The following is an 18,040-nucleotide window of genomic DNA, read 5'->3' as shown; positions in this document are numbered from 1 at the left end:
GCATGAAATATCGCTTATTTGTTTGTATTAGCTCACTTTTTATAAGTCTAGTTGGCTTTGCGCAATCGGATGTAGATTTGGAAAATAAGCATCTTAAGCTGCAGTGGAAAGAAACAGCACAAGGCTATCGTTTGAATCAACTCATTTTGAAGGGCGAACAAAGCATGAAATCGGTGCCTAAACCGCTGGGGGAATACACCATATTATTCAGCAAGAATATACCGGATACAAACAATGTCTCCGAGCGGGCTTATCAGATGGATCTATTAAAAGCTTATCCCCATAATCTGAAGATGTGGAAAGAAGCACTTCTGCCCGTTCCTTTAAATACTGCAGGTAAGTCGTTCTCTTTTTTTCCTAAAGAAGTTGATGAGCGTGATGGAGAATTGCATTTTAAGCAAAATATCGATGTACTTTCTCTTGAATCACGATGGCAATTGGATGATCATTACCCTGGCGATATCTTGGTAGAGATACGTGTTACAGCAAAAGAAGCTGGATATTACGCGATAGCTAGCCCAACCCTATATCCCGTAGAAGAGAATCAACTAAAATGGGCAATTCTTCCAGGTTATTTCCAAGGGAGAAAATTGGAACCAAACTTAATGCTAGCTTATGGATATGGACAGGGGATACCGGCTCAGCCAGTTGTTGTACGTGAGCGTGTAGCTAGTACTTTAGCACCGATTGTTCAGCATCAAAACGGATTAAGCCTCGCTGTGATACCTGCACCTGGGACAGGTAGGGATCCTTGGGAATCTACTACGATTACACAGCAACAGTGGAAGTTGGGTTTGTCGTTAATGGATCGTAAAGGTCAACTTTCACCAACCTTATATCACCCTGTTTTAGGACAGGAGGGTTCGTATATGCAGCCTGGTGAACAACGCGTTTTTCATTTTAGATATGTGTTAAATGCTGTTAACTGGTTCGATCTCTACAAACATGCTGTATATGATATTTATCGGTTCAAAGATTTTCTGGGATTAAAGACCACGAAAGAATCACTTACACATCGTATTAGTGCCATGGTCGACTATCTGAAGAACGACTCAACATCTCTGTGGGATGTATACGATTATCAAGGATTAAAAATTGGTGCTCAAGCTTATTTGGGGCCTATTGCCGGATCCGATCATGATGCGGTTAAAAATTCTGACTATGGTGCGATGTGGATGACCGCTAAATTAAGTGCTGATAGCGTACTTCAAAAAGAAAGACTTCCTTATGCACGTAATTTCAAATTGGTTCAACAGCAAAAGGATCCGGGTTTTTTTCAAGGTGCCGCAATTGGCCAGTATTATTTATGGAAAGGAAAGCAGTTTACAGAAGAATGGGGGAATTACGTAGAACCGATCGCGCTTACGTATTATACGATGATTGATCTTGGTAATATTTTATTATATGAACCGCAAGATTCAGCACTTTTAAAACGATTGCGAGTAGGTGGCGATAAGTTGTTGAGCTGGCAGAAGGCAGATGGAAGATGGGAAGTTGCTTATGATCGTAAGACAACACATCCGGTGTTTAAGGAATTGACAGACCGACGACCTACTTTCTATGGATTGGTGGTAGCCTATCGTTTACTAGGAGACAAAAGGTATTTGGATGGTGCTGAAAAAGGTGCTAAGTGGTTGATGCAGGAGGCAGTTAATAGGGGCTCATTTTTAGGAGTTTGCGGAGATGTTCGTTTTGCACCTGACTTTGCTACGGGACAGACGGCACAAGCATTTCTTGATTTGTATGATATCACAAAAAAAGAAACCTATCTTAAAGCGGCTATTGAAACCGCTCGTTTATATACTACATCCATTTACACACATCCCATCCCCTCGACGATCAAAAAACACGTGGGAGAAATTGAATGGCAGGACTGGCAGATTAGCCAAGTGGGTTTAAGTTTTGAACATGGGGGGATTTTTGGTTCTGCTAATGTCTCCGGGCCAATTTTGCTAGCTAGTCATGCCGGCATGTTTGTTCGGATGTTTGACCTTACGAAGGATTCAATTTTTATTGATATGGCTCGTGCTGCAGCTTGGGGAAGAGATGCCTTCATAGATCCCGCCAGCCATGTCGCTTCTTATTATTGGAGTACAATGAACGCAGGTCCCGGGCCGTTTCCGCATCATGCTTGGTGGCAAATCGGGTGGATCATGGATTACCTTCTCTCTGAAGCATCCTTAAGAACAAATCATTTGATCAATTTTCCGAGGGGATTTTTAACCCCAAAGGTTGGGCCACATCAACCTTATGGTTTTGCACCTGGTAAGCTGTTTAATGATGAGGTGGAATTGGATTTTCCTAAAAACAGGATTTTTTTAGATAATGAAAAAATTGATTTTTTCTGCGCCAAAGGTTTGACCAAAAATAGCTATTATATTGTGTTGATGAATAATAGCGTTACTGAACAAAACGCTCATTTAACGATTAACCATTTCGATGAATTCAACCGAAAGAAGTCAATTGAGAACGCCGTTTTGCTAGATCAACGTGGAGCTGTCTTACTAGCGCGCGCACCCATTGAAAAGAAAGTAAGTATACGTATTCCTGCCTGTGGTTTGCGCGTTATAAAATTTGATTGATGAAGCCAATGATGAACACAAAGTTAATAATAAGTCTCTTGTCTTTAAGCGTATTGTTTTACGGTAAACTTGAAGCCCAAATGCTTAATCTAGTAAAAGGAAAGCCTGTTTTAGTCACTCCTGGAATTTCCGATAATCTTGGAAAGTACTTTGTTGACGGAGATGATGCTACCCAGTTTTATGCCTATCCAGCTGCACCGATTAATAGGGTTGAGGTAGACTTACAAGGGGTATTTGATATCGATCGAGTGCTGCTAAGGGGTTTCAGGGGAACCGACACACTCCGTATTTATACCATTAACGGGACTGAAAAAAAGAAAGCTTTTGTTGGGGTGTTGCCGGAAAGAAAGCTGATTAGCTTTACGCCTGTTAGCGCTAATAAGCTAATTATTGAATACAAGCCGAAGGATAAAACACTAATGGGAGAGCTGGAGGTCTTTGCGAAGGAACTACAACCCGTGATGGTGAATCAGAGCGGTTACAATACGGGAGCTGTAAAACGGTTTACGGCACCGCTTGCTGAGGACGGAACACCTTTCTATATTGTGGAAGCAGAAGGTGAGAAGATTTTGTTTAAAGGTATAATAAAAGATAAAATAGGCGATTTTACTGCATTTAATCCGACAGGGACTTTCAGTTATAAGGTAGTCGTTAAAGGTCAGCATACAGGCCAATCTTTTCCTTTTATTATAGCTCCCTATTTAATTGAACGAGTTTCATATAAACCCGCATTGCGGTTTATGATAGATGATAGGTGCTGGTACGGAAATACCAGCGCTTATACCCCAACTGCAGAAAACGCCGGTTGTCCCTTTTTAGGAGTAGCTTGGCGAGATAGCCATCAATTTTCTTTTGAATTGCAGGCCTTAATTAATCTTTACTTTTCTAATCCGGATGCGTTTGAAATAGAACGGATGCCTATTGAAGGTCAATACTTGGGCCTGACGAAAGAGCTTCCTGCAAATACACCAGAAATTGTTCGCCTCATATATTATGCGGTAGATATTTATATGAGGGGTAAGGTGAATCACACCCTATTGAAGGAACAGCTGGCCTATTTTTTATATGCTTATCCCTATTTGAGTAAATACATCCCTCAAGAAGTGTATGAAAAAGCGCGTGACTACGTGTTTGCCATGTGGGCTAATCCTGACAATGGTCGGTGGGCTTGGCATGATATTGAACATAATGCAGATCTTTTTCAGACGTATACCGTTATAGGAACAGGAAAAGGTCAGTTTCCTCCAGGACACTCCATTGTGCCAAATCTGATGTTGTATGAGGTTGCAAAAAGGGAAGGGAGAAAGGACATCAACCGTTATTGGGACGCTGCAGATAAACAAGTACGTTGGCTCATTGACAATTTAGACTGGGAGGACCCTGCTACTACAAAGGGGCAACGTATGAACGAATATGTAACCCTACAATCGCTGAGCTATTTTCTGCAACAGTATCCTGATAAAGCACCGAAAGGGCTGCTTGAAAAGATAAAGTCTTGGGCAGAAGTTGTAGTCGAGCGATCTGATAATCTATGGGATTTTAGAAAATATAAAGGGGATAAGTGGGTAATACCTGATATTAAACCATCCAATGATCCAACGTTTAATCCGAACGGCAGCTTTAACGAGCCAGGTAATATTGCTGGGTTTCCGGCAGCTGCCTTGGCGGCAAAGCAAGTGTTACTTGAGAAAAAGCTAAATCAAAGATTAGATGAACTGGCAGTAGGACATATTGATAATGTGTTTGGAAGAAATCCTACAGGCAGACATTACAGCTATGATGCCTGTCTGGATTTTGAGGGTGCAGACCTTGGTTGGTTTCAGGAGTACGAAGGTGGGGCGGGCATGCTACAAACGGTAAGGGGGGTATTGGATGGCTCACCAAAAGAAGATGTGTATCCTTACAATCCCTATGGGGGAGATCCTGGCCATACAGAAGGGTGGGTGACCTTTAACACCGCTTGGATGGAAGGTATTGCCTATAGAAATTATGATTTAACTGAACTGCGTGTGCTTGGTAAATTAAAGGATAAAGAAATTGAATTACAACTCGCTGCCCCGTTGAATATGAACCCGTTGTTAAAGGAGAAGGCCAAATTGCATGTGACTAAAAATGGCAAAGACGAAAGAACGATCGTCCTAGAGGAGGAAGGGCCGGATGCGTTGTTCTTTGGAAAGATATTAAAGCTAGAGGAATTATCCTATCAATTAAAGAAGGGAGATGTACTCCGCTTTTCTTATGGTTTTGGACATTTTAGTAAAATGGAAACAATCACTATTCATTAAAAAATGCGATTTAAAGGTTATTATATTTTGTTATTCTTGGCTTGCTATGTTTGGAAGGCGCAAGCAGCAAAATATTTGTTTTTGGTGGCTGGGCAGAGCAATGGCGTTGGAAAGGGTGAAGCCACTTTAGCTCCTGCTGTAATACCTGGTACAGCCTATGAATATAGCTATCAATCAGATACTATAGAACCTGTTATCGATCCCGTTGGTGTTAGTGAATTGAATTTCGAGTCGGCCAAGTCTGGAAGCGCGTGGCCTGCTCTCGTTCATACTTTTTACAAATACACGGGCGATACGATCATATTAGTGTCTGCTGCAAGAGGAGGCAGTTCCTGCAATGAAAAAGCCGAGCTGCGTAACTACGATACATGGGCTCCAACCGGCACCTTGTTCAATAATGCACTCTTGAAGGTGAGAGCTGCTATGAAAAAGACGGGTCTACCACTTAGTGGTATTCTTTGGATGCAAGGAGAGCGCGATGCCAATGCCATTAACCAGGGACAGTTAAATCAACAAAACTACGAGCGTAGTCTTAGTAATCTGATCGAACGATTTAGATTTGAATTAAAAACGCGTACCGCATTTTTCATCGTAAAAACAGGCTATTATCAAAATCATACTAGGGAAGGGTTTGATAAAGTACGAGCTTGTCAAGATCGGGTGGCAAAACAAATGAATGGCGTGTACATTGCATTTGAAGGGACGGATCTATTTGCACGGAGAGGATTGATGATAGATGATATTCATTATAATCAAGATGGGTTGAATGAAATAGGCGATTCTTTAGCATTTAAAATTATTCATACACTTCACTTACCTAAACGAACATTGCCTATGTCGGAAGCCATGCGGATCGCGGGCATTGAAGAGTTTAAACTGCGAAAGGGATTGTCCAATTTCTTTAAAAGAGCGAAAGAGAATAAAGAGATACGTGTGGGTTATTTAGGGGGAAGTATTACACAAGCGGATCTGGGATATCGTAAGCAGACAACAAAATATATAAGCGAATTATTGCCCAATAATAAAATTGTTGAACTGGGATTTGGCATACCGGGAACAGATGCCGATCTCGGAGCTTGTAGAGTCGCGGAACAATTATTGTCACAACGACCGGATTTAGTTTTTATAGAGTTTGCAGCCAATGGTGGATTCCCTCAGGGTATGGAAGGAATTATTAGGCAAGTTAAAAAAGCCAGCCCTCACACAGACATATGCTTGTTGTATGTCGCGACGGCAAGTCAATTAGCCGATTATCAAAGAGGGAACTTATTGCTTCATATTGCTTTGTTGGAACAGCTAGCTGATCATTATCAATTACCTTCAGTACATATGGCGGTATATCCAGCTTGGATGGTACAACAGAAAAAGCTAATAGCAAAAGGTGATGCTAAGGATAAATTTGGAAGACCGGTTTTTACCGAAGATGGGGTTCACCCATTACAAAGTGGGGGCAATTTATATGGAGCAGCGATCGCAAGAATGTTTACTGCGGCACTTAAGTGCCCCGTTTCAGACGAAACCGGCGTGACCGGTTTGCCAATGGCATTGTACAAAGATCAATGGGAAAACGCGCGATGGCTGGATCCGAAAGAAGGAGCAATATTCTCGGATGATTGGAAGGAGATTCCGACTTCAGGACCCCTGCAACAATTCTCGGCCTGGTTTCCTACTGTAATGACTGCCGATAAACCAGGTGCGTTCTGTAAAATCCGCTTTGAAGGAGAAGCTATTGGTTTATTTGATATCGGCGGACCTGAAGTTGGACAGCTTGCGGTTGAGTTAGATGGGAAGAATGTGCATTTACTTGTCGATAAAGGAACCCGTTATAAAATTGTAGAAGACGGCGATATCGCTATTAATCGATTTAACATAAACTGTAATAACCGTTATCGGGGACAGTTTTTTATAATACAAACGACACCTGGAAAGCATGAGGTAATTTTTAGCATCGATAAAGAAATACCTGATAAACGACTGATTTTAGGTGCAAATCAATTGAAGGATATTACCGAACACCCTGAAAAATACGCCCGTTCTCAAATCTACATAGGAAAAGTTTTAGTAAAGGGAAATCTATCGAATGAAAAGTAAAATTTTTGCTTTGTTGTTTTGTTGTATTTATTGCTATGTTGAAGCAACGGATCTACCGGATACACTATTTATTAAAAAAAATCAGTATACTTTTTTTCTCCTATCAAAAGGACTGCGTTACGGTGTTCAATTAAGGGGAGAATCAAGTATATCACCCCACCCTCTTAGCGGTGTTTGTTTTGTTAAGGGTGTCAACAAATCACCACTTATCAGCAATGCGATTGTTGTATTAAAACAGAACGAGAATGAGTGTCAACTGGAAGTTGAAAATGAAGAGGGAACAAGAGCGAGGCTAAGCGTGCTTTTGTTCCCGGATTATATTTCTATAAAATTGGACTCATGCGAAGGCAAGAGCACTGATACCTTGTTTACAATTGATTTTTGCACCGCTGCCACAAAGCCCGGTTATGGGTTGGGGGATCACGGAGGTTATGGTGAATCTACCGCTATCGATCATTTTATAGATAATGATTTTGGTAATCGAGATAACGAGCATCGTTTCATATCCACGTTCACTTTTTTTCCATCAAATAAATTTGCACAGGTCCTCTTTGAAAAGCGTACAAAACGAATAGCGATCACTGATAGGGAAAATCGGTTAGGAGCCACAGGTGTTCAGAAAGCCACCGTTTATTACTTCCTTGGAGAGACCAAATTAATCTATAGCAATTATAAGCAGATAAAAATTCGGGAGGGATATCCTGATGTTAAACCGAAATACCGGTTTTTTAAACTTGGATACGAAGCTTTCGGCTCCTTAGGATGGAATACTTTTCAACAATCGGTACAAGAGGATATTGATCATTATTTGCAGCATGGATTCGAATTAAAATGGGGGGTGGTTGGTTCCGGATTTTGGAAAGGTGAACGAAGGGGTCCGAATGAAGGCAGTACCACGAGTTTTGGTATATGGGATAACGAACCACAGGCGGGAAGAAGGGATGGTTTGCCTTCTCCACGATATCCCTATGTAAGCGGGTTTAAAGAATTTTTCAATAAGCGTAATATTGATTTGTTGCTAGGGTTACGTATTAACTTCAAAGCTACTCAGGAATTTCATGGTAATTATTGCGAAAGAAATGATGGCCTATATACCCGTCAGGGACTGGATTCAAACTATTTTGTGGCCGTAGATGATGCTAAGAAACCGAGTACGTTTCGAGTGAATTTTCCACAAGGTAATGTATTCCTATTGAATAGTGAGAATAAAAAGGCAATCGACTGGTATGTGAGGGGTGTAGATAAATGGGGTGTGAAAGGATTTAAGGAGGACCTCATGTTACTCGATGGTGCTAAACTTAACAACGATGCAAAGGCTGACGATGTGAATAGGTCTTTGATGAAGAAAGGGTATTTAATCATGGCTCGGAATGGGGCTTATGCTGTACCGGGAGACATTTTACGTTTGGAGGATACCCAATATGGTTATGATCAGGATAGGCCTATTATTAATGGATTGAATTATGCGGCAAGCGGCGTAGCTGCGGTCTACTTAGATATTGTGGCCGGTAAGTATCTAAAACTGCCTCTTACAGACGATCAAGAAATTTATTTTGTAAGAAATGCCATGCTGGCAGCTGTGAGCCCTGTAATGGCGATGGGGCTTGGACCGTGGCACATAACGAAATCACATTATCGGGAAGCAGTGAAGAAAGCGGCCGATTGGCATGCTGAATATGCAATTTATCTCTATAACGCTGCGATTAAAAGTTTTCATGAAGGCTTCCCCTATACAATGACACCATTACCGATTGCCTTTTCGCAGGATACAAATACCTACTATTTAGCTGGGAAGATGCATAAGCAATATAGCTGGATGTTGGGCGAATCTTTATTGGCTGCGCCTTTATATGGAAATGATTATGCTACGGCAACTTCAAGAAATGTTTACCTGCCCGCAGGAAGATGGATAGACTATGAAAAGGGAACGGCTTTTAATGGCCCCTGTATCTTACCGAACTATGAACTCCCTGTTGATAAACTGCCCTTGTTTATAGGTGGAAAAGGAGTTCTCGTCAGGGAACAGAATCAGGAATTTTATGCAGATATCTATCCTGTAAGCAAGGATCCATTTACCTATGAATGTTATTTTCCAGCTAGTGATGAAAAAACCATTATTCATAAAAAAACGGAAGGTGTTCTCCATGAGCATATTAAAGTAACAGATCTCAATACAAATGAAGAATTTAAACTAAAATTAAAAAAAGGCGATAAATGTAACAGTTTCCGATTGATGCCTGGGCATCAATATGAAATTGAGAATGAAAATAAATAGATAACAGGATAACAATCACGACTTATCGATAGCTATAAAAAGGAATCTTTGATGGGATTGGAAACCGATTAATGAATAAGAAATCAATAAATATTATCAGATGAAGTTTAAAGAAGAATTTGTAGCAGGTGGAAGACGAGAACGTACAGCGGTTTTGCAGGCTGATCTCGTTGTTACAGGTGGAGGGCTTTCTGGTGTTTGTGCGGCTGTTACAGCGGCGCGTGAAGGCATTAGTGTGATCCTTGTTCAGGATCGGCCGATACTAGGAGGGAATGCCTCCAGCGAAATTAGGTTGTGGATCTTGGGTGCTACTTCTCATATGGGTAATAATAATCGATGGAGCAGAGAGGGGGGAGTAGTGGATGAAATTTTAGTGGAGAATACGTTTCGGAACCCAGAGGGGAATCCACTCATATTAGATATGATCTTATTGGAGAAAGTCTATAATGAATCGAATATTACTTTGCTTCTCAATACAGTGGTATATGATTTAGTGAAGGAAGGAAAAGATCGTATTAAGTTTATAAAGGCTTTTTGCAGCCAAAATTCAACGGCCTATCATTTGCAAGCGCCTCGATTTTGTGATGCGTCGGGTGATGGCATTATCGCTTTTCTTGCCGGAGCGGCATTTAGAATGGGAGCAGAGAGTAAAGATGAGTTCGGTGAATTGATGGCTCCGGATGCTGTTTATGGAGAGCTCCTGGGACATAGTTTATATTTTTATAGTAAAGATGTCGGTAAACCGGTTCAGTTTATTCCTCCTTCGTTTGCGATGGATATTACGAAAGAAATTCCACGATTCCGCAATTTCAATGCTCGTGAGTTTGGTTGCAAATTGTGGTGGGTAGAACACGGGGGGCGTATGGACACCGTATATGATAGCGAAAAAATTAAATGGGATTTGTGGCGAATTGTTTATGGTGTATGGGATTACATTAAGAATTCAGGTAAGTTTCCTGAAGCAGAAACAATGACCCTAGAATGGGTAGGTACCATTCCAGGTAAACGGGAGAGCCGGCGCTTTGAGGGTGATTATATGTTAACGCAGCAAGACATCGTTGAGCAGCGACAACATACAGATGCGGTGGCGTATGGAGGGTGGTCGATTGATTTACATCCCGCTGATGGCGTTTTCAGTGAGCAGGGGGGCTGTGACCAGTGGCATAGCAAGGGGGTTTTCCAAATTCCTTACCGTTGCTTGTATAGCAAAAATATAAAGAATCTCTTTTTAACCGGCCGTATCATTAGTGTAAGTCACGTGGCCTTTGGGGCAACTCGCGTTATGGCCACAAGTGGTTATGTGGGTGAAGCTGTTGGTATGGCCGCTGCTTTATGCAAACAACTCGACTTGCAACCAAAGGAACTTCTTGAGGAAAAGAGAATCTTACTTCTGCAGCAACATTTGATGAAGGTTGGACACCATATACCAAATATGATATATCGTGATGCTGCAGATTTGGCACAGGTTGCTAACATTAAAACATCTTCAACATGGAGTTTTAAAGGTTTCGAAGCCATCGATGTTCAATGGAAGCCTTTGACAATTGCTTCAGGACAGTTGTTGCCAATGCCAGTGGGCCCTTGCCCTTCTTTTAGTTTATCGATAAAAGCAAGTAAACCAACTTCTATAACTGTTGACCTGTTTCAAAGTAGTTTAGCGGGCAACTTTACGCCTGATGTTTTATTAGAACGGCAAGTGCTGGCGTTGCCAGACGGGAGACAGCAGGTAAATATAGGCTTCAACGTCAGTTTTGATCAGCCAGGTTATGTATTTCTTATATTTAGAGAAAATGAAAATGTGTCTATACCTTACACAGAGCAACGGGTTACGGGGCTTGTATCTGTTTTTAACGGTGAAAATAGGGCAGTATCTAATTTTGGGAGACAAGAACCGCCACCCAATATGGGGGTAGAGGCTTTTGAATTTTGGTGTCCTCAACGAAGACCAGCAGGACAAAATATATGCTTTAGTCTATCAAAGCCTATTTCTATATTTGACACCACATTCCTTCGTAACGGGATAGAGCGACCAACTATACAGAGTAATGCCTGGGTAGCTGATCCTGCCGATACAACACCAACAATTGAATTGTCGTGGCCGAAAAAACAGCGACTAAGCAGTATCGTTTTGTTTTTTGATACCGATTTTGACCATCCTATGGAGTCGGTTTTAATGACGCATCCAGAACGCGAAATGCCTTTTTGCGTGAAGAATTATGAGTTACTTGACGATAAGGAAGAGGTCTGCTATACGAAAAAGGGAAATTATCAAACCATCAATCGAATTACGTTTGAAAAACCAATAGAAACCAATAGATTGATTATAAAAATGGAACATCCTTCAGTCTATATTCCGGCTGCCCTATTTGCGGTTCGTTGCTATAGTACTCCATCTAGCTATATTCAGATTTAACCCTCAAAAAAATGAGTACAATTGACTACTTGGTAATGGGCATTTTTGCCTTTCTGATTTTATGTATAGGAATGGTATTTACGTATACCGGGAGTAAAAATACATCTACCTTCTTTGAAGCTGGTGGTAATACACCATGGTGGATCAACGGCCTGTCTTTATTTATTAGTTACTTTTCAGCGGGTACGTTCGTTGTATGGGGATCTATTGCCTATCAGGCTGGCTTTGTAGCGAATGGTATACAGCTCACCATGATGCTTGGAGGTGTAATTACGGCTATTTTTATTGCACATAGATGGAAGAAAACCGGTGCCTTGACAGCAGCCGAATATATTGGTGTTCGCTTTGGTGTCAAAACCCAACAGTTTTATACCACATTAACACTTTTGTATAGTTTGTTTTCGGTAGCGGCGGTTTTATATCCAGTAGGTAAAATGGTGAACGTTGCGTCGGGTATTTCCATTGAACTCAGCGTCTTCATTATTGGAGGAATTATCATTTTATATACAGCAGCCGGTGGGCTATGGGCAGTTTTGGTTACAGATGTTGTACAGTTCGTCGTTTTATCTGCCGCTGTTATGATCGTTATTCCACTTGCTTTGAAAGACGCAGGAGGGATAGCAATGTTTATTGACAAGGTGCCACCTCATTTTTTCGATTTCTTTGACGGTGAATACAGTGTCGGGTTCTTCTTTGCATTCTTGCTTTATCAAACTATTTACATTGGTGGGAACTGGCCTTATGTGCAACGATATACAAGCGTATCAGATGAAAAGAATGCTCGTAAAGTGGCATTTCTTTTTGCTGCTCTTTATTTGGTATGTCCTTTTATATGGATGCTGCCTCCGATGTTATACCGCGTTATTAATCCTGGTTTGCAAGGAATAGAGGCAGAGGGGGCCTACATGATGATGGCCCAACGCGTTTTACCAGCTGGTTTGATAGGATTGGTTTTGTCGGGTATGATCTCTGCTACCGCCAGTAAAGCCAATACAACGTTAAATTTAGTGGCTGTCGTATTCGCCAATGATGTGTATAAAAAATTACTGTTTCCAACAGCATCAGAGAAAACACTGGTATGGGTTGCACGTATCTTTACCGCGGTTTTTGGTGTACTAACGATGATCATTGCGATATTAATACCGAAAGTAGGCGGAATTGTTGAAATGGTACTAAGTACTGCGGCAATAGCAGGTGGCTCTCTTTTCGCTCCCTTGATTTGGTCCTTGTTTTCTAAAAGGCAAACGGCAAAATCGATTGTTTGTGCATCTATTGTTAGTTTGGTAGTAAGTATATGGATGAAAATCGGTGCACCATCTGTCATGGGGCTAAAGTTGGATCGTTTTTTGGAAACCTGCTTGGGGGTAGGTTTACCGTTAGTTATTTTGGCATTATTTGAGCTGATTAACAGAAAGCAACATGATGCAACATTTTTGAAAAATGAAGTATCCATGGATGAATATATAGAACGGGAAGATTCCATGAAACAAAATGTGTTTGGTGTAAAAGTTATTGGCTTTTCAATTGCACTTGTTGGGATAGGAATTGCTTTGTTAGGTATAGTGGCAGATGATGGGTTGATAGCGGTGATTGTAGGAGCAATGATAACCTTGGGCGGTGGTGCTATTTGGAAATCTGTTTCAAATGCTTAAGCGATTTATTGTGACTTGAATGATTGATAGTTAAGAAAGTCTGTGTTTAACAACTCCGCGAACGGCCATTGCGTCTAAAGGGTTTTCGGGCCAAGCATGCTTAGGGTATCGTCTTTTAAGCTCTTTTCGAACCTCAAAGTAAGTATTGTTCCAAAAATTTTTTAAATCAGCGGTTATTTGAACAAGTTTAAAACCAGGGGAAAGTAGATGAAGAGATACCGGGGTTTTTCCTTGATTAATGGTGGGTGTTTCCAGCAAACCAAAAACTTCTTGCAAGCGCACGGCTAAAATGGGCGGTTCGCCATTAGATAAGTAATGAAGCGTAATTTGAGATCCGCTGGGTACGGTAAGCTTCCTTGGAGCCCGTTCTTCCAGCCTGTTTTGTAACTCAAAGGGGAGCCAATGAATTAATATTGAGGCGAGGTCTAGTTTCTTTAAATCATCTGCTTTTCGGCATGAGGTGAGATAAGGAACTAACCATTCTTCCATACAATTAAGTAAGTTGTCCGTATCCACGTTAGGCCAGTTTGTTTCCGGATCCCAAACGCTTAAAGTCGTAACCCGATTCTGCCATTGTTCGACCTCTGCACTGTAATTAAATAAATGCCATCCTTCTTTTTTTATGACCTTTAGTAGAACGTCGATTGCTAGGTCGGTGGGAATTTCTTGCAGCGGTTTTGTTTGAATAATTAAATTGTCGATTTTCCATTCTTCTCTGGCAAGAAGAATACCTTTACTTGAGTCCCACTGAATGGTTGTATTAGTTATTGTGGAATCTAGAATATCCTCCTTTTTCAGAGGTGCTGCAAGAAAAATCTTACCTTCTCCTCGTCGAAGATCAACATGGGCAATTACTAGAAAATCCTCATTGCATAGGCTATCTGTAAGAGGAAGTCCCGCTTTTCGTCCAATAGTCATCATAAAGCGATTGCTGCCTGACGTAACACGACCCGCAATGCGATCGGGATAGGCATAGGCCAAAAGACGGCCACTTAGGTAAGGATCAAAAGGTTCATTATTTTCTTCAATACCGAATATTTTTCTGTAGTGAGTAGCAATTTTAATGACTTTGGAGAAGGGGTTATAGGGCATGTGATTTTTTCTTGCCCTTCTCAAGCCTTCTATTCGCAAATTGAAATCCGTCTCATCTTGATGACTTAAAGGATCACGTTCCTCTAATAGAGCCGCGATATCAGTCGCTAAATGCAAGTATGTCTTTTCTATCGCTGCCTTGGATAGCAGCTGAGCCAATCGCGGGTGGCTGGGCAAACAATGTAGAGCTTTGCCATAAGGACTTATCTTACCATCTATGATGGCGCCAAAGCGAACTAACATGTTTTGCGCTTGCAAGTACCGTTCTGAGGGTGGAGGTGTTAGCCATTTTAACTGGTCTACGCTTGAAGCTCCCCACTTGAGTAGTTCCAAAGCTAAGGGCATTAAATCGGCGTCAACAATTTCGGGATTGCGATAGACTTTCATCTTAGCTTCTTGCATTTTGGACCACATGCGATAACAGGTTCCATGACCAGTTCTACCGGCTCTGCCACTTCGTTGAGTCGCTGAATCGAGACTGATGTTAACCGTTTGTAAACTTGATAGATTTGTTTTAGGATCGAAGATGGATTGGCGCGTGAAGCCGCTGTCTATTACCACACGAACGCCTTCTATAGTAAGGCTTGTTTCTGCAATAGAAGTTGCTAATATGACTTTCCGGTAACCATTCGCATCAGGAAAAATAGCCTGTTGTTGCGCTTCTAATGAAAGCTGTCCATACAAACAATGGACAAGTGCCGCTATTTTCTTAGTACCTAATAAATCCTTGACGTAATTAATCGTTGCCTGTCCCGGTAAGAATACCAATATATCTCCAACCGTTTCGTTGAGCGCACGAAGTATGGTTTGAACGCATAAAGAAGGAAGTTTTTCCAAATTTTGTTCAGTGGTATAAATGATATCGACTGGATGAATTCTCATCGGGCACTCAATCGTTTGGGCCTTTAAAAACTGAGCTAGATTAGGTAGATCAAGTGTTGCTGACATAATCATCAATCGTAGATCTGGGCGCAGAATCGCTTGTGATTCCAGACAAAGTGTTAGCGCAGTATCTGCATGGATACTTCTTTCATGAAATTCGTCAAAAATAATTAACCCGAAGTCTTCTAGTGCGTTATCATCTTGAATAATACGTGTTAATATACCCTCTGTTACCACCTCTATTCGTGTGCTATTGCTTACTTTATGTTCAAAGCGGATGCGATAGCCTACGGTTTTTCCTATTTCTTCACCTAAGAGGGACGCCATCCGCTTAGCGATAGTAATTGCCGCTAATCGGCGTGGCTCTAATAGTAAGATCTTTTTGCCATTGAGCCAGGATTCATTCAGTAATGATAAAGGAAGGATTGTGCTTTTTCCTGCTCCAGGCTGGGCACTAACTAGTAAATTGGGATATTGCGTTAGTAAATCCCGGGTTTGCGGAATGATTTGCTTAATCGGTAAGGCTGTCCCGTTTATTATAGATGACATGTAGGACAAAACTACACAATAGACACGGAACAATCAACGTCCTGTCTATTGGTGAAATGGGACATCCTGTTCTACAATTGTTCGAAGTCCTTTGTTTGCAGGTGTTGCTGTCTTATATAAATTCGTAGTGCTACGCCAGAGCCACTCCAACGGTCCAAATTTAAACTTCTTGAACCAAAATATAGAAAAAGCGATTTGAATAAAATAAAAGAGGTTCGCTATTAATACAATCGAAAGTAGTTGGCCATTTCTTATGTTTTCGTATGCAAACTCAAAAAGAGCGAAGAAAAAAAGTGTCTGTAATACATAATTTGTTAGGCCCATGCGACCCAAGTTTTCTAACGCAATCCAGATAAATTTCTTTTTCCCCCCGTGAGCGTATAGCAAGCAAATAATCCCTATATAACAAAATGAGAGGCTTAGGCTTTTCAATGGACCAAGTGTTATATCATTGTATATGCTGCTACCAATGAGCACAGTTAAGAAAAGCGTAATTGTACAAAAAAGCGTAATTTTCAGAGCTAAATCGGGGTGTATATCATTGGTGTCAAATATGCCTGTGAGTCCCACCCAGTAGCCAAAATAGAATAATCCTAAAATCATGAGAAAATGACCCGATGATAATTGATGAATAATACGTTGAGGAAATCCCAAATCAGCCATCAGTGTCATAGATGAAGAACTTTTGATCTGATGACCAAACTCTGAAAATACGGTGGCAGCGCTAATTATAATTACTGTTACGATTAAAAGATACTTTTTTTCCAATCGTCTGATAGGGATTAGAAGCAAACCCATAATGGCATAAATATGTAAGATATCGAACGGATAAAATTGGTGATGTAATATTCCGATAACAAACAAAATAAACAGCCTCCAGATGAATTTTATTGTAAAAGGATGTCCTCTTTTTTCTGCGTTTCTAAACTGGATATAGAAGCTGAGCCCAAATAGAAAGGAGAATATTAAGTAAAACTTTCTTTCAATAAATAAATTTAAGACTGTTTTAATTATAAGATCTGTTTCATTTTGTATGTCTTTTCCTTCTATCGGTAGCTCAAGAAGATATATGGTTGCGGCATGGGCTAATAAAATTCCGTACAAAGCAAAACCTCGAAGTATATCGAGGATAGAGATTCTTGAGGAGTCGATTTTAAAAGAGGTATCGGTCATGGTAGTACAAAGTTAAGTTGGGGTTTTTAATTAATTGTGGTAATGGATAGGAACTGATATAAAAATGAGTAATTACACGAAAGATTGGGAATAGTTGATCATCGTTGTCAGGGATTTTCCAAAAGATATATATCAAATCGGTGTAATACGTTGACGCAATATATATACGATGAAAATCGTTTATGTTGAGAGGATATTGGTGATGTTTAATTTGTTTAGAAAAAGTGGATATACAAATTTAGAATGGGTTGGGGCGGATATACACTCGCATCTTTTACCTGGAATAGATGATGGTGCTGCTGACGTTACAACATCTCTTTTGCTTTTAACAAAGTTATTGTCACTTGGCTTGAAAGAGTTTATTTTAACTCCGCATATATACGATGAAGTGTTTCCTAATACACATCAAACGATTGATCGTGCACATGACAGATTATACTTGGAGATGGAACAAACCGGTCTTGCAGACGTTTATACACATTCATCAGCGGAGTATATGTTAGGTGAAAAGTTTGACTCTTTACTAGAACAGGAAGATTTGCGACCTTTTCCCTCCAATTATTTGTTAGTTGAAATGCCTTGGTTAGCGGAACCTTTTCAATTAGAACAGACAATAGAACGTATTATATCAAAGGGTTATAAACCAATTATGGCACACCCCGAACGGTATAATTTCTATTCGTCACAAATGAAAAAGTATCATGAGTTGAAAGAGATGGGGTGTTTATTGCAATTAAATTTACTCTCACCTACTGGATATTATGGTAAGCAGGTCGCTATTGTAACACATTATCTTGTAAAAAATAACATGTATGATTTTTTAGGGACGGATCTGCACCATATTCAGCAGCTAAGTAAAATAACTAAATATATAAAAAGTGGACAAGCTTACAAGGACTTAGGCCATCTTACTATAAAAAATACAGAGCTGTTGTAGTTGTTGAAACGCTATTTTCACTACAGGGTGATTATGAATGGATAATAATACTCAAAAGCGTTCCGTTTGTATACAATTTAAGGACATTCCGCTCAGAAACAATATTATT

The 18,040-nt window shown here is 40.5% G+C and carries 9 protein-coding genes; 7 read left to right on the top strand and 2 right to left on the bottom strand.

Going from position 1 to position 18,040, the window contains the following annotated elements; genetic code table 11:
• Window positions 1-2: 2 nt before the first annotated feature.
• The 6 genes from RYH73_RS17610 to RYH73_RS17585 all read left to right on the top strand — a co-directional run bounded on the left by RYH73_RS17610 (window position 3) and on the right by RYH73_RS17585 (window position 13,298).
• Entirely contained in the window at window positions 3-2,582 is a 2,580-nt protein-coding gene (locus RYH73_RS17610) for a glycerophosphoryl diester phosphodiesterase (RefSeq protein WP_335314768.1), read from the top strand.
• Between the two features lie 80 nt (window positions 2,583-2,662).
• Window positions 2,663-4,867: a hypothetical protein gene (locus RYH73_RS17605; protein ID WP_335314767.1), complete on the top strand. Its 2,205-nt coding sequence runs from the start codon at window positions 2,663-2,665 to the stop codon at window positions 4,865-4,867.
• Window positions 4,868-4,870: 3 nt separating this feature from the next.
• A complete protein-coding gene (locus tag RYH73_RS17600) occupies window positions 4,871-6,958 on the top strand; it encodes a sialate O-acetylesterase (protein ID WP_335314766.1) in 2,088 nt (695 codons plus the stop codon).
• Window positions 6,948-9,233, top strand: coding sequence for a hypothetical protein (locus RYH73_RS17595; RefSeq protein WP_335314765.1), 2,286 nt, complete (start codon window positions 6,948-6,950; stop codon window positions 9,231-9,233). The genes RYH73_RS17600 and RYH73_RS17595 overlap by 11 nt, the downstream gene beginning before the upstream one ends.
• A 100-nt stretch (window positions 9,234-9,333) precedes the next feature.
• Window positions 9,334-11,646 carry an FAD-dependent oxidoreductase gene (locus tag RYH73_RS17590; protein ID WP_335314764.1) on the top strand — a complete coding sequence of 771 codons (2,313 nt, stop codon included), beginning with the start codon at window positions 9,334-9,336 and terminating at the stop codon, window positions 11,644-11,646.
• Window positions 11,647-11,657: 11 nt separating this feature from the next.
• On the top strand, window positions 11,658-13,298 hold the full coding sequence (locus RYH73_RS17585) for a sodium:solute symporter family protein (RefSeq protein ID WP_335314763.1): 1,641 nt from the start codon (window positions 11,658-11,660) through the stop codon (window positions 13,296-13,298).
• 30 nt (window positions 13,299-13,328) lie between these two features.
• Here RYH73_RS17585 and hrpB read toward each other — a convergent pair whose 3' ends face one another.
• Window positions 13,329-15,821 (bottom strand): ATP-dependent helicase HrpB, encoded by a 2,493-nt coding sequence (gene hrpB / locus RYH73_RS17580; RefSeq protein WP_335314762.1) that lies wholly within the window; start codon window positions 15,819-15,821, stop codon window positions 13,329-13,331.
• Window positions 15,822-15,866: 45 nt separating this feature from the next.
• Entirely contained in the window at window positions 15,867-16,994 is a 1,128-nt protein-coding gene (locus RYH73_RS17575) for a DUF418 domain-containing protein (RefSeq protein WP_335314761.1), read from the bottom strand.
• 169 nt (window positions 16,995-17,163) lie between these two features.
• Here RYH73_RS17575 and RYH73_RS17570 point away from each other — a divergent pair, with 169 nt between their 5' ends.
• Window positions 17,164-17,931, top strand: a complete 768-nt coding sequence (locus tag RYH73_RS17570) for a tyrosine-protein phosphatase (protein WP_335314760.1) — start codon at window positions 17,164-17,166, stop codon at window positions 17,929-17,931.
• Window positions 17,932-18,040 lie beyond the last annotated feature (109 nt).

The organism is Olivibacter sp. CPCC 100613, from assembly GCF_036959255.1.
Lineage (GTDB): Bacteria > Bacteroidota > Bacteroidia > Sphingobacteriales > Sphingobacteriaceae > Olivibacter.
The sequence above is the reverse complement of the archived record's forward strand: the minus strand, read 5'-3'. Positions and strand labels throughout refer to the sequence as shown.